The sequence below is a fragment of the Rubritalea tangerina genome, assembly GCF_042683245.1.
GTDB lineage: Bacteria > Verrucomicrobiota > Verrucomicrobiia > Verrucomicrobiales > Akkermansiaceae > Rubritalea > Rubritalea tangerina.
This window is the reverse complement of the sequence record NZ_JBHUJB010000089.1, coordinates 32,920-46,288: the sequence shown is the minus strand read 5'-3', so window position 1 is coordinate 46,288 and position 13,369 is coordinate 32,920. Positions and strand designations below refer to the sequence as shown.

12 protein-coding genes are annotated in these 13,369 nt (G+C 49.8%); 6 read left to right on the top strand and 6 right to left on the bottom strand.

Annotated elements, in window-relative coordinates; translation table 11 throughout:
- Window positions 1-11: 11 nt before the first annotated feature.
- Window positions 12-323, top strand: coding sequence for a hypothetical protein (locus ACFSW8_RS17300; protein ID WP_377085521.1), 312 nt, complete (start codon window positions 12-14; stop codon window positions 321-323).
- Window positions 324-617: 294 nt separating this feature from the next.
- Here ACFSW8_RS17300 and ACFSW8_RS17295 read toward each other — a convergent pair whose 3' ends face one another.
- A complete protein-coding gene (locus tag ACFSW8_RS17295; RefSeq protein ID WP_377089804.1) occupies window positions 618-2,102 on the bottom strand; it encodes a TrkH family potassium uptake protein in 1,485 nt (494 codons plus the stop codon).
- Between the two features lie 12 nt (window positions 2,103-2,114).
- The gene (gene trkA, locus ACFSW8_RS17290; RefSeq protein ID WP_377085515.1) at window positions 2,115-3,461 is read right to left on the bottom strand and encodes a Trk system potassium transporter TrkA; all 1,347 of its coding nucleotides are present in this window, start codon (window positions 3,459-3,461) and stop codon (window positions 2,115-2,117) included.
- A 150-nt stretch (window positions 3,462-3,611) separates the two neighbouring features.
- Here trkA and hprK point away from each other — a divergent pair, with 150 nt between their 5' ends.
- The 5 genes from hprK to ACFSW8_RS17265 all read left to right on the top strand — a co-directional run bounded on the left by hprK (window position 3,612) and on the right by ACFSW8_RS17265 (window position 9,338).
- Window positions 3,612-4,592: an HPr(Ser) kinase/phosphatase gene (hprK, locus tag ACFSW8_RS17285; RefSeq protein WP_377178879.1), complete on the top strand. Its 981-nt coding sequence runs from the start codon at window positions 3,612-3,614 to the stop codon at window positions 4,590-4,592.
- Between the two features lie 100 nt (window positions 4,593-4,692).
- A complete protein-coding gene (locus ACFSW8_RS17280) occupies window positions 4,693-4,956 on the top strand; it encodes an HPr family phosphocarrier protein (RefSeq protein WP_377085512.1) in 264 nt (87 codons plus the stop codon).
- An 80-nt stretch (window positions 4,957-5,036) separates the two neighbouring features.
- Window positions 5,037-6,806, top strand: coding sequence for a phosphoenolpyruvate--protein phosphotransferase (ptsP, locus tag ACFSW8_RS17275; protein WP_377178877.1), 1,770 nt, complete (start codon window positions 5,037-5,039; stop codon window positions 6,804-6,806).
- A 90-nt stretch (window positions 6,807-6,896) separates the two neighbouring features.
- Window positions 6,897-8,378 (top strand): carboxypeptidase M32, encoded by a 1,482-nt coding sequence (locus ACFSW8_RS17270; protein WP_377085506.1) that lies wholly within the window; start codon window positions 6,897-6,899, stop codon window positions 8,376-8,378.
- Between the two features lie 51 nt (window positions 8,379-8,429).
- Window positions 8,430-9,338, top strand: coding sequence for a sugar phosphate isomerase/epimerase family protein (locus tag ACFSW8_RS17265; RefSeq protein ID WP_377089801.1), 909 nt, complete (start codon window positions 8,430-8,432; stop codon window positions 9,336-9,338).
- An 83-nt stretch (window positions 9,339-9,421) separates the two neighbouring features.
- Here ACFSW8_RS17265 and ACFSW8_RS17260 read toward each other — a convergent pair whose 3' ends face one another.
- Genes ACFSW8_RS17260 through eda form a run of 4 tightly spaced genes read right to left on the bottom strand, consistent with a single transcriptional unit; the run spans window position 9,422 to window position 13,120 of the window.
- On the bottom strand, window positions 9,422-9,973 hold the full coding sequence (locus ACFSW8_RS17260) for a hypothetical protein (RefSeq protein WP_377178875.1): 552 nt from the start codon (window positions 9,971-9,973) through the stop codon (window positions 9,422-9,424).
- 12 nt (window positions 9,974-9,985) lie between these two features.
- Complete coding sequence (locus ACFSW8_RS17255; protein WP_377178873.1) at window positions 9,986-11,398, bottom strand: sulfatase family protein; 1,413 nt, start codon at window positions 11,396-11,398, stop codon at window positions 9,986-9,988.
- Window positions 11,399-11,405: 7 nt separating this feature from the next.
- Complete coding sequence (locus ACFSW8_RS17250; protein WP_377089798.1) at window positions 11,406-12,500, bottom strand: PfkB family carbohydrate kinase; 1,095 nt, start codon at window positions 12,498-12,500, stop codon at window positions 11,406-11,408.
- 14 nt (window positions 12,501-12,514) lie between these two features.
- Window positions 12,515-13,120 (bottom strand): bifunctional 4-hydroxy-2-oxoglutarate aldolase/2-dehydro-3-deoxy-phosphogluconate aldolase, encoded by a 606-nt coding sequence (gene eda / locus ACFSW8_RS17245; protein WP_377178871.1) that lies wholly within the window; start codon window positions 13,118-13,120, stop codon window positions 12,515-12,517.
- Between the last annotated feature and the right edge of the window lie 249 nt (window positions 13,121-13,369).

Here is a 13,369-nt window from a genome sequence, read left to right as displayed (position 1 = left end):
CTTCCAAATTTATGATCAAAAAAAGTTTAGAAGAAAACCAAGAGCACATTCTTTCCGAGCTACCAGAAAAGTTCCATGACGCCTTCAAGGCAGAAGTGGCGGCAGCTCCAGAAACAATCGATGTGACTCAAGGCGACACCCTAGAAAACATCACTCAGGAGCTCAACCAGCACCCGCATGTAGATGCGAGTGCTGTGCCCACGATTGATCCTAACTCCCATAAGCCAGCCCCCACCCCCAGTGAAGCTGAGCAGAAGGCTGCCATGGATCAAGAACTCCAAAGAACACTCGCCGAGATCAAAAAGCAAAGCTCAGAATCCTAGAGATTCTTTTTATCCCATTGAACGACACGGAATGGACGAAATTTCGGACTCAACTTACAGAACATCAAGGAATTGAGAAGAAAAACCGCGCACGCTGGACATCCGAATGACCACAATAACATGATGTAAGTTAATCCGATGGACTCTAAAATCGCGTAGCGCAAAATCACAAGACCTAACCACACTCCATTCGTCTATTACGAGTCGAGAAATGGTATTATCCCAGCCACTCAGTGCCCGTCGCTGAGTGGCTTTTTTACGCCCGCGAACTAACGAGTCTCCTTTAACTTGGCATCAGTACTTCCTCCACAGAGAGGGAATAAACAGCACTAAGACAGCATAGAGCTCCAAACGCCCTAATATCATTAACAAGCTCAAAAATACTTTCGTGCCGGGCAAAAAATGCGCGAAGTTTTTAGTCGGCCCCACCTCACCAAATCCCGGACCGATGTTCGGCAATGTGGCAAAAACAGCTCCCACACAGGTTACCAAATCAATGTCGTTAACAAACTCCAATACCCCCATCAGAAATGAAGCTAAAACAACCAAAAAACAATAGAGGCAAATAAAAATCACTGTCTGCGCCCTCGCATGCGGGTCGATAGAATTCCCGTTCACCTGCATCTTGAACACCTTGTGCGGACGAAATGCCTTCACTACCTCAAAGCGCGCCGTACGTAACATCACCAATAAGCGCGAGACTTTCATCCCTCCTGCTGTAGATCCAGAACAGCCGCCTAACAACATAAGCATAGCTATTAACACCAAGGCAAAACCTGGCCATTGCTCATAGTCCACAGTGCCAAACCCAGTCGTCGAACCAATCGATACGACAATAAACCAAGCGTGACGCAATGCCGGCCAAAAACCCTCCATGTCTTTCGCTGCAATGCCAATCGCGATCATCAAGGCTGCTGAAAAACAGATAAGAAAGAACCATTTTCCCTCTTCTTCCGAACGTAATCGCTTCCACCTCTTCCGAACGATCACCACCCAAATCAAGAAACTTACCGAACAAATCAACATGAATAAGCTCAACCACAGCTCGATCAACCATCCATTCCCCCAGTTAGAATAATACCCGATGCTCGCATTATGCGGGCTAAATCCACCAGTAGAGACTGCCGTAAACCCGTGACAAACAGCATTGTACCAAGTCAGCCCCATAGCCTTTAACCCCAATATACACACGGTCGTGATCAATAAATACACCCTCCACAGACTCAATGCCGTGTCCCGAATCCGCGCAGTGCTCGCTTCACCAGTCTGAAATGATGATTCATTTCGGAAAAGCGATTTCGTCCCAACTCCCAAATAGGAAAGCAAGGCCACGAATAAAACAAGAATCCCTAAGCCACCTAACCACTGAGTCACCGAACGCCACATCAAAATCCCTCTGGGCCACGCTTCTATGTTCGTCATTACCGTGGACCCCGTCGTCGTAAATCCTGAAACCGACTCAAATAACGCATCCGCAGGATGCATCGCTGGTTCAGATAACAAATAGGGTAAACCACCAAAAACCCCAGATAAAATCCATCCTAAGCCAACAATAACAACCCCCTCACGCCTTGGGATCTTATGAATCTTTCGCCACCCTAAAAGCATTAAACCTCCACCAAAACCTGCAGTCACCGCAGCTGATTGCATGAGGGCCGCCATCGACCACTCACAATCACAGCCAGGGTCAAAGGCCGTAAACACCCCACACAAAAACATCGCCACGCTTTCCAACAAAAGCAATGCCCCTAAAATCTTAGCTAGTATTCGCAGGTTCATTCTATCAGCAACTTAGCGGACAAGCTTCAAAAACTTCTTCTTCGCCTTCGGTGTAACCATCGCGTAAACCAAGTCACTTGGCTCAAGCACATCCTCAGGCCCAGGAACCGAGGCATGCAAACCATGGATGCGCGCCACTAACACACAGCCTTCTGGCCACTCCACTTCTCCCACCATTTTCTCAGCCACTATCGACCCTCGCTCCACCGATGTCTCTATCACTTCACCCGCACCGAGCTTCTTCACCGTGTGAAACTTGTCAGAAGTAATAAACTTCTCTAAATCCCGGCGCGTAGCTTCCCGCGGACTCACCGCTGCTAACATGCCAAAGTGACGTCCAGACCCTGAAATCGCCTGCGCGTAGTCCGCCCGGTGAATCAATGTTAAACAATTGCGAGCTCCCAAGTTGTTCGCCTGCAAACAAGTCATCACATTATCCTCGTCCGAACCTGAGGTCGCTACAAAGAAATCCACTTCGCCAACCTGCTCTTCCTCCAGTTCGGCTAAGACCGTACCATCGGTGTGAATCACTGTCGTGTTCGAGAGCCTGTCCGTAAGCTCCTGAGCTCGCTTTTCATTCTTCTCAAAAATGCGCACCCTACAATTCCAGCTCTCCAACATCTGAGCCAGTGTAAACCCGTACTCACCACCACCAAAAATAACCACCTTCAACTCCACATCGCTGCTGTGCCCTTTCTGTAAGCGGTCAGCCAATGTGCGCAATTTTCTAGGCTCACCAAATATGGTCACCACATCCCCCACTTCCAATGTCGCATTCGCTGTCGGAACAAAACTCTCCCCACCTCTAGTGATCGAAGCGATACGTGTCCGCTCCGGCGCCTTCAAATCTATCAATTTCTTGCCAGGCACATCACTCTTGTCGCTCACCCGTACTTGCTGCAACTCAATCCGACCACGCGCAATCTCCTCAACCACCAATGAGTCAGGATTGCGAATGAACTTCGCTAACTCAATAGCCGAAAGCCTCTCAGAGCTAAATATGTGGTCGATCCCAAAATGGCTCCTGTAATCAAATAACCATTCTTCACGCTGAACCTCCGGGTGCACACGTGCAATCACCTTCTTTGCCTGTAACTTCTTGGCCACTGATGAAGCCATCACATTGATGGTATTCTCACTCGTAAGGGCCAAAAATAAATCACACTCACCCACTCCTGCCTCCAACAAGGTAGTCACAGAAGTACCATCCTCACACATGATACGAGCATCCAATGACTGCTCAAGCTCGGCAGCCAACTCCGGATTACTCTCAATCACAGTAATACTATGCGCTTCGCGTGAGAGCGATGTTGCCAAATGACGCCCCACTTCTCCAGCTCCAATGATGATGATATTCATAAACACGCACTACCTAGCGCGAAATCATCTTTACTGTTTCACTCCAGCTTTCCAGCAAAAAATAGCCTCCACTCACTCCCCCTAGCACATGCTAACAAGCCATCTGATTTTTGTTGTTTAAGATCATCACTACCCATTACCATGCTCGCCATGGCACGTAAGGTTAAATCGGTTTCACATATCACTGTCGGTGAATTCTTCGAACGACACGGAGAAAACCTCAAACTCGACCCCATTAACTCCACCAGCGGCTTCGAACGTAAAATTGTCGAACCCTCCGTCAACCGACCAGGCCTCGCACTCGCCGGCTTCATGGAGCACTTCGCCTACCTCCGAATCCAAGTCCTCGGAAACTCAGAAGTCGAATACCTCAATACCCTCGAACCCGAAACACGCCAACAACGCATCCGTACACTCTGTGAAGCTCAGCCACCCTGTATCGTCATCTCCAGAGACGCTCGCGTCCACCAAGACATGCTCGATATCTGCGAAGAATTCTCTATCAGCCTCTTTCGCACCCCACTCAATACCATGCGCTTCATTAACTCGGCCACCTTCCACCTCGAACACGATTTCGCCGACACCACTACCGCACATGGCTGTATGCTAGACTTTCGCGGAATCGGCGTGCTAATCAAAGGTAAATCCGGCTCAGGTAAAAGTGAGACCGCCATCGGTCTCGTCGAGCGCGGTGGCGCGCTGATCGCCGACGACCACGTCAAAATACGCAACGTCAACGGCGAACTCACCGCCTTCACCGATGACTTTTCCAGAGGCTTCATCGAAATGCGCGGCATCGGTATCATCAACGTCACCAACATCTACGGCCTCGGCTCGATCCGCCCAGACGCCCCCCTCGACCTCATCGTCAACCTCCGCCCCTACTCCGACCTCAACCAAGTCGACCGACTCGGAATCACCCGTGAAACCGAAAATATCCTCGGAGTCGATGTCCCCTGCGTCGATATCCCAGTCGCCCCCGGTCGCGACACCGCCAGACTCGTCGCAGTCACCGCCCTCGAACTCCAACTCCGCCGCCTAGGCTATGACATGGCCGCCGAGTTCAATAACCGACTCAGCGAAAAACTAGCAGGCAAAGACTTCTCCTCACCATTCACAACAAACTACTAACCAACCACTTTCAACATTCTTTGAAATTTTCCCTTCCACTCTACGATTTCAGCCACTAGAGTCCCATAAATCCCGACTTCATACGTACACGACAAAGCCAATGCCAACACAGGAATTCACCATCACCAATAAGCTCGGAATTCACGCCCGACCTGCTGCTCAATTCGTAAAAACAGCCAACGGATTTGATGCGGAAATCACTGTGGAAAAAGATGGTGAAGAAGTTGATGGCAAAAGCATTATGGGCCTCATGATGCTCGCCGCAGGTCACGGGTCCGTCCTGACCATCACCACCGAAGGCAATGACGCAGATGAGTCACTCAAAGCTATCGGCGACCTCATCGCCCGTAACTTCGAAGAATAACCCCCACCCCACCCAATACTCCAATGACTTAGGAAGCAGTTTACTACTTCCTAATTTTGTTTTTAGTTGTTTCCTCTCCCATGCCCGTCATCCCGTCCAATAAAGAAGTCGTCATTCAAGGCACCGCCGTGTCACCAGGACTCTCTTTCGGACCTGCCCACGTCATCTCCAGAGGACTCCAAGCACCTGAACTCTACAGCATCCACGCAAAACAGGTCGAAAAGGAAATCCAGCGCGTCCACGACGCCCTCGATAATACAAAAAAAGAAATCGGTGAGCTCCAAAAGCACATCGAGGAAATTACCAACGATACCGAAGGCCAAATCTTCGAGGCCCACATCATGCTGCTCTCAGACCGCACCATGATCAAACGAGTCGATGCTCGTATCCGCGAACGCCTCCAAAATGCCGAATTTTGCTTCTACGCAGTCATCCAAAACTACGCTGAAGCCATGCGCCGGGTCAATGACCCCTACCTCTCCGAGCGCGCAGCCGATATCGACGATATTGCACAGCGCGTCCTCCGAAACTTTAGCTCAGATGATGAGTCTCCCAGAGAAGACACTCCAGAGCACAACCACATCGTCATCGCTCACGACCTCTCCCCCTCCGACACAGCCATGCTCGACCGCGACCGCTGTGAAGGTTTCGCCACCGAACAAGGCAGTGTCAATTCCCACACCGCTATCCTCGCGCGCTCACTCGGTATCCCAGCCGTCGTAGGCCTCCAAGGCCTGATCATCGAAATCCAAGAGCGCAGCCAAACCATTCTCGATGGCTACGATGGTAAACTCATCATCAACCCTAAACCTTCAACCATCGCGCACTACCACACAATCAAGCGCGAAAAAGAAGCCAGGGAAAGGCTCCTAGACAATTTACGCGACCGCCAAACTGCCACCACAGATGGTAGAGACATCACCCTCTCAGCAAATGTCGAATTCAACCACGAATTCCCACTTGTTGAATCCAGTGGCGCGGCTGGCATCGGCCTCTTCCGTACTGAGTTCTACCTCCTTGGCAAAGGTGAAATTCCCTCCGAGGAAAGCCAATACCAAGTCTACTCTGAAGCCGCACGTATTACCGCCCCCCACCAGGCAATTATCCGCACGCTCGACGCTGGCGGTGACAAACTCCCAGCTGAACCACTCCCTGAGCCTGAACCTAACCCCTTCCTAGGCTGGCGAGGCATCCGAGTCTCACTCACCCGCCGCGGCATGTTCAAAGAACAACTCAGGGCCATCCTGCGCGCCAGCGCCCACGGCCGTCTGGGCGTCATGTTCCCACTCGTCTCCGGCGTCGGTGAAATCATGCAGGCAAAAAGCATCCTTCAGGAATGCATGGATGAACTCGACCGTGAACAAACCCCCTACGATCCCGGCATCGAAGTAGGTGTCATGATCGAAGTGCCCTCCGCTGCTATGATGGCCGATGAAATTGCCAAAGAAGTCGACTTCTTCTCCATCGGTACGAACGACCTCATCCAGTACACAGTGGCTGTCGACCGTGTCAATAAACACGTATCCAACCTCTACAAGCCCACCAACCCAGCTGTCATTCGCCTGATCAAAATGACTGTCGAAGCCGCTAACAATAACGGCATTTGGACAGGCGTCTGTGGGGAAATGGCAAGCGACCTCCTGCTTACCCCCCTCTTGATTGGTCTCGGAGTTGACGAACTCTCCGTCGGTACCCACCAACTCCCAAAAATTAAAAAAGCGATCCGCTCACTCTCTCATGCAGAGTGCGCAACCCTAGCTGACGAAGCCCTACGCTGCAGATTCAGTAGCGATATCCTCGCACTTACCGAAAAGCTTGCACACCGAACATACGGGAGCCTTTTTGATTAAAATCACATTGCCCACCTTTGGGACACACTCGATCACACCATTACCCACTCGGGCACTTGCCCCAGCACAAAAACCTGCTAAGTCATGGGTATGTCTTCAGCCTACGCTGCTCTAGCAGATCGCCACAGAGAAATTGCCCTCCTCCATTCTTGTTCCTCCACATTAGGATGGGATCAAGAAACCCACCTCCCGCCATCCGCACTCACATACCGCGCGGATCAACTCTCTTATCTATCAGGTAAGGCGTATGCTCTCTCTTCTGGCAAAGATTACCACAACCTGCTCACCGCTGCCGAAGATTCCCAACCAACTTCAATTCTCGAAAAAGCAAACCTGCGTGAGTGGCGCTACCAATACCAACGCGCCACCTGCCTCAACCAAAGCATCGTCGAACGTGAGTCTCAAATCACTTCACACGCCAAAGCTGCTTGGATCAAAGCCAGAGAAGATAACAACTTCTCTCACTTTGCCCCTCACATGCAGCAACTCCTCGACCTTGCCAAAGAAAAAGCCGAGCTTTGGGGTTACGAAAACGAGGCCTATGACGCCCTCCTAGCAAACTTCGAACGCGGAGCCACCACCAAAGATGTCGAAAGTATCTTCTCCCGTTATGAACCACAAATTAAAGATCTAGCCGCCTCTGCCGTAAACCGCAGCACCCAGGCATCCCCACGCCAGTTCGAAGGTTCCTTCCCCGTAGAAGCACAAAAGCAACTCAACCGTGAAGTCGCTGAGTCACTCGGATTTGATTTCAGCTCTGGCCGCATCGACACCACAACACATCCCTTCTGCACTACCCTCGGCCCAAAAGATGTGCGTCTAACAACACGCTACTATGATCACGACTTCACTGCTTCCCTCTTCGGTGTGATGCATGAAGCCGGACATGGACTCTACGAACAAGGCCTCCCAGATAGTGAGTATGGATTGCCTAGTGGCTCCTCAGTATCACTCGGTATCCACGAATCCCAGTCTCTGCTCTGGGAAGCGCATGTCGGTCGCTCACCTGAATTCTGGCACCATTGGTTCCCACGCGCCCAAGAACTCTTCCCCCAACTCAATGACTGGAATACCCAGGAATTTCTCCAACGCATCAACCAAGCAACCTTCTCACCCATCCGCGTCGATGCCGATGAGGCCACATACGACCTTCACATCCTATTGCGCTTCAATATCGAGCGACAATTGCTCAAAGGTGAACTCCAAGTCCAAGACATCCCCGCTGCTTGGAATGAACTCTTCGCTAGCTATTTCGGTTTCACCCCTGAAAATGACACGCAAGGCTGCCTCCAAGACATCCATTGGTCCATGGGGGGACTCGGATACTTCGCCACCTACACACTCGGCAACCTCAATGCCTCACAACTCTTCCACATAGCTATCCAGTCAGATGCAATTAAAAATGCCTATGATAACGCCAACTTCACTCCGTTGTTAGAATGGATGCGTACCCACATCCACCAAAAAGCTAGCCTCGAATTACCTCAGGACCTAATGGCCTCAGCGACCGGACAAACCACAAACCCAGACTTCCATATCCAACACCTCAATAAACGCTTCCTGAATACTTAATTTTCCCCATTATATCTGATAACTTATAAACCCAAATCACGTAACCAGCCCATGACTTCTAGACGCACTTTCCTATCCACGTCCTTCCTCGCAGCCGCAGGCCTCAGCACACGCAGCTTCGCTCAAGAAACTGCCGCCCCAAGCTTCACTACCGACCAAATTAAACTTTCCCTCAAAATCGGAATGGTCGGCTTCGGTAAAACTCCTGATGAGAAATTTAAAGGCATCAAAGACCTCGGATACGACGGCATGGAGCTCAACTCTCCAGGTGGACTCGATAAAAAAGCCTGCCTTGCCGCTTCCCAGAAATATAATTTCCCAATCCACGGTGTGGTGAACTCCACCCACTGGCGCACACAACTCTCTAACCCTTCCGCTGAAATTCGCGAAAAGGCACTCCAAGACCTACTCACTGCTATCGATGACTCAGCACTCTGTGGCGGCCACGCGGTCCTTCTCGTTCCCGCTGTGGTAAATAAAAAAGTCAGCACCCAAGAAGCTTGGGACCGCTCCATCGAGGTCATTCACAAAGCCCTCCCACATGCCGCACAAAAAGGACAACACATCCTCATCGAAAATGTCTGGAACAACTTCCTCTACGACCCGAAAGGCGGAAATGCCCAGTCAGCGGACCAACTCAAAAAATACCTCGATGAAATCAATAGCCCATGGGTCGGTAGCTACTTCGATATTGGTAACCACCAACGCTTCGGAAAACCCGCCGATTGGATCCGCACCCTCGGAAAACGTATCGTAAAACTCGATGTCAAAGACTGGGGAATCAAAAATGGCTTCTGCAAAATCGGTGAAGGCGATGTCGACTGGGCCGATGTCCGTCGAGCTCTCAAAGAAATTAATTACTCAGGCTGGGCAACAGCTGAGGTTCGTGGCGGAAATCAAGAGCGCTGCGCCGAAATCCTCAAAAATATGCAAACCCACCTCCTCGGACAAAAAGCTTAGTTCCCACCCAACACTCTCTAATAAAAATGACCTCACAGCTACCACTGTGAGGTCATTTATTTAAAGGCCTGTAGCATTCTTTTCTATGGCTTCTTCACCTCAACCTTCACGTTGTCGATAAAAATATCTCTGGCCGTGCTGTCGTTAGAAACCTGAACCCAACGCAGCTCAACCTTGTCACCTTTATCATTTTCCGTCGTAACGTAATCGAGAGTCATCTTTTCCTCTGGATGCTTTTTCACATCCAAAGCCTTCGCTGGTGATTGCGCAAGCACGCGATCATCAGTGACGTTGTAGAGAACAAGCGTATACTTCACATAAGAACTATTCTTGTTGTACACGTGCGTAGATACGGAGATCTTCTTTCCCGGAGTACCGACTTCCCCTAAGTCCAAATACGCTCCAAATGAACCGTTGATGTCTTTACTATCCACCTTGACCGAACCGTCGCGCTCACCGTCTCCCCCGTCCGGGTCAGCGCTCACACCTACAATCACAGGTTTCTCAGCACTCCCACTGAAGACCTTCGCCTGAATTTTCTCCTCGAGATCCTTGCGTTTCTTGAGGTTATAATACTTTATCTTAGCCTCCGCTGCTGCAACTGCCAGCACAGAGACCCCTATCACTATGTTCATGGTTTTCATTTTTTATTCTTCGGGTTGTTTGAGTTCGTAAGTTCTATCGTAGAGCGCGTCATTGTAGCCAGCCCACTGCGGCGATGAAATCCACATCGGGTTGCGCTCAAAGCCTTCACACCAATCGTGGTATTCTCGATACAGCGCCTTTACCAATGCCGGCCGACGCATTGATACGTTCGTCAATTCAGATGGGTCATTTGCTAGATTAAATAACATAGGTGGCCGATGAGGCGCCATGATGAGTTTCCAGTCCCCCTTGCGAATCGCCCCCCCTCTTAAACTCATCCTCCAGTACAAACTCCGATCTTCTAACTTCGCATCACCTAACAAAATAGGAACTAAGTTAACGCCGTCCTTTGGCCTCACCACCTCCCTTCCCCCTACTTGAACCTTTTCTTCAGTAACTTCACCACCAGCTGCTGCCACCAGACTGTGCATAATATCAAAAACAATAACCGGCTCAGTATAACGCAGACCAGCCGATAACACTTTAGGCCAATGCCAAATCATCGGAACGCGGATCCCACCTTCGTACCAAGTTCCCTTCGTACCATTGAATGGTGCATTCAGAGCATGACTCACCTCGACACTGCCTCCATTGTCATTGAGGAAAATAATGAGCGTACTCTCTAATTGCCCCTTGTCCTCCAAATACCCGAGGATTTTCCCCACATTATCATCTAGGCATTTCTGCATCGCACAATACACTCTGCGTTCAGGACTCTCGATATGTGCATAGGCCTCTAAATCACTCTTCTTAGCCTGCATAGGTGAATGCGGCGTGTTATACGCTAAGTACAGAAACCATGGGTCTACCCCCTCTGATTCACGCTCCATAAAGTCTATAGCCTCCATGGTAAACCAATCAGTGAGATACGGAGTGCGTATCTGCTTCACCTTCTCATTCCCCCAACTTAGTTCATTGTGCTCCTTACTAGGAAAATAATCGTGGTCGCCACCTAACATCCCAAAGAAGAAATCAAAACCTCTCTGCAATGGGTGGAAGGCTGGGACTGATTCCCCAACATGCCACTTGCCAATCGCTCCAGTCCGATACCCCAGTTGCTTGAGACGATCAGAAATCAATTTCTCATCCACTGGGATGCCCACCATCTCAGGTTTTAGGTGGTCTTGTATGGACAGGTTATGCTCAAAACCAAACCGCTCTTGATAACGGCCAGTCAGGATGCCAGCCCTTGAGGGAGCACACACGTTGGCCGAGACATAGGCCTGCGTAAACCTCACTCCCCCACTGGCTAAACGATCGATATTCGGCGTCTTAATTTGAGTAGAACCATAGCAACCTAAGTCTCCCCACCCCATGTCGTCAGTAAGGATGAATAAAATGTTCGGCTGCGCTCGTTCAGCTCGCAATGCCCCCACTAACAAAAGAGGGTAAAGTAAATAGTGTAAGTACTTCATAAGACATTCATCGATCAACTCTAGCTGAACCACCAGCTACTAACTTCTTAACTTCATCTAGCCTAGCCATCGTCGTGTCGCCAGCGGTAGTCATAGCCAGAGCGCCATGCGCAGCTCCATACTCCACCGCAAGTGCTGGATCACCTAACTCCATCAAGCCATAGATCAATCCCGATGCAAAGGAGTCACCTCCCCCCACCCGGTCAAAAATCTCCAAGCCAGGTCGGTGGGTTGCGGAATAAAAACTTCCCTCGTACCACAAAATCGCACCCCAATCATTGATGCTCGCAGTCACCACATCGCGCATCGTTGTGGCAACGGCCTTAAAGTTTGGATAAGCTGCCACCACCTTCTCGATCATAGATTTGAAATGACTTTCATCTAAACCTGTGACATTCGCGTGATCCACCCCCTCAACCTCAAATCCTAAACAGGCTGTAAAATCTTCCTCATTACCAATCATCACATCCACATAAGGTGCGATCGCTTGGTTCACCTCCTGCGCCTTCTGCTTTCCTCCAATCGCATCCCACAAACTAGGGCGATAGTTAAGATCATAAGAAACACAAACTCCATACTCCTTCGCCTTGCGACATGCCTCAATAGTCAACTCCGCAGTACTCTCAGAGAGTGCAGCAAAAATCCCTCCTGTGTGAAACCATCGAGTCCCACGCTCACCAAAGAGTGCATCCCAGTCGACATCTCCAACCTTAAGCTGTGACACCGCAGTGTTTGCCCTATCAGAACACCCCTTCGCCGCTCGCATGCCAAACCCCCGTTCAGTAAAATTCAGACCATTGCGAGCTTCCCGACCAATCCCATCAAAATCCCTCCATTTCACCTCTGAACTGTCAACCCCTCCTTGGTAGATTAAATCCTCTAACAGTAGTCCAACTTCGTTTCTTACCAGACTCGTAACAATGGATGTCCTCAGCCCGAAGCAACGCTTTAAGCCCCTAGCCACATTGTATTCACCTCCACCTTCCCACGCTCTAAATTGACGTGTCGTACGCACTCGTCCATCACCAGGGTCAAGCCGTAGCATCACTTCTCCCATGGAAATACAGTCAAACTCCACTTCTTCTCTTCTTCTTGTATTCATAATTATAAAATTTGTTATTTCACTAGCTCAACTACCTCACGAGTAAGCTTCGCTATCTCTTCGAATTTACCGTCATTGACCAAAGAACGCTCAACCATCCACGAGCCACCACAGGCGAGCACCGAATCTAAGGACAAATAATCCCTAACATTCCCTGCGTGAATCCCCCCAGTCGGCACAAACTTAACACTTTGATAAGGTGCTGATAGTGCTTTGAGTAAACCTACCCCTCCACTAGCTTCCGCTGGAAAAAACTTCACATTCTTCAGCCCGTATTCCATCGCTAAGGCAATATCTGATGCACTAGAAACACCCGGCAGCACCAACATCTCATTGGCTAAACAGTACTCAACAACCTCGCGGTGAAACCCAGGACTGACCACAAATTTAGCACCAGATTCCCTTGCCTCCTTCACTTGGTCTACTGTCGTGACCGTCCCCGCCCCAACTAGAATATCGCCTCTTGAGGCTAAGACTTCCATCGCACCCATTGCCGCATCAGTGCGGAATGTCACCTCCGCAATCGGAAGCCCCCCTGCCACTAAAGCTTCTCCTAAGGACTGCGCTAATTCCACCTCATCTACTACAACTACAGGAACAACCCTTAAACTACTTATCATATCAACCAAATATCTTTGATCACATACATCTATCATATCCATAACGTTTATAAAAAATTCACAGGTAGCATTCCCAAGCAAACCATACACTGTCCACAATAAAATATAACCGTTCAAATATGAAACGTTTAGCAATTTATTGGATCGACCATTCTCACCCCACCAGACATCAATAATGAAGCAAGCCTCCCCCGACAACCTGCAAAAATGAATTTTCTCACAACTTCTACAAAACCGACACAACCTCAT

Excerpts from the sequence above, each read along its gene's own strand:
- ACFSW8_RS17300 (WP_377085521.1), top strand. The coding sequence starts at position 12 with ATGATCAAAAAAAGTTTAGAAGAAAACCAAGAGCACATTCTTTCCGAG.
- ACFSW8_RS17295 (WP_377089804.1), bottom strand. The coding sequence starts at position 2,102 with ATGAACCTGCGAATACTAGCTAAGATTTTAGGGGCATTGCTTTTGTTG.
- trkA (WP_377085515.1), bottom strand. The coding sequence starts at position 3,461 with ATGAATATCATCATCATTGGAGCTGGAGAAGTGGGGCGTCATTTGGCA.
- hprK (WP_377178879.1), top strand. The coding sequence starts at position 3,612 with ATGGCACGTAAGGTTAAATCGGTTTCACATATCACTGTCGGTGAATTC.
- ACFSW8_RS17280 (WP_377085512.1), top strand. The coding sequence starts at position 4,693 with ATGCCAACACAGGAATTCACCATCACCAATAAGCTCGGAATTCACGCC.
- ptsP (WP_377178877.1), top strand. The coding sequence starts at position 5,037 with ATGCCCGTCATCCCGTCCAATAAAGAAGTCGTCATTCAAGGCACCGCC.
- ACFSW8_RS17270 (WP_377085506.1), top strand. The coding sequence starts at position 6,897 with ATGTCTTCAGCCTACGCTGCTCTAGCAGATCGCCACAGAGAAATTGCC.
- ACFSW8_RS17265 (WP_377089801.1), top strand. The coding sequence starts at position 8,430 with ATGACTTCTAGACGCACTTTCCTATCCACGTCCTTCCTCGCAGCCGCA.
- ACFSW8_RS17260 (WP_377178875.1), bottom strand. The coding sequence starts at position 9,973 with ATGAACATAGTGATAGGGGTCTCTGTGCTGGCAGTTGCAGCAGCGGAG.
- ACFSW8_RS17255 (WP_377178873.1), bottom strand. The coding sequence starts at position 11,398 with ATGAAGTACTTACACTATTTACTTTACCCTCTTTTGTTAGTGGGGGCA.
- ACFSW8_RS17250 (WP_377089798.1), bottom strand. The coding sequence starts at position 12,500 with ATGAATACAAGAAGAAGAGAAGAAGTGGAGTTTGACTGTATTTCCATG.
- eda (WP_377178871.1), bottom strand. The coding sequence starts at position 13,120 with ATGATAAGTAGTTTAAGGGTTGTTCCTGTAGTTGTAGTAGATGAGGTG.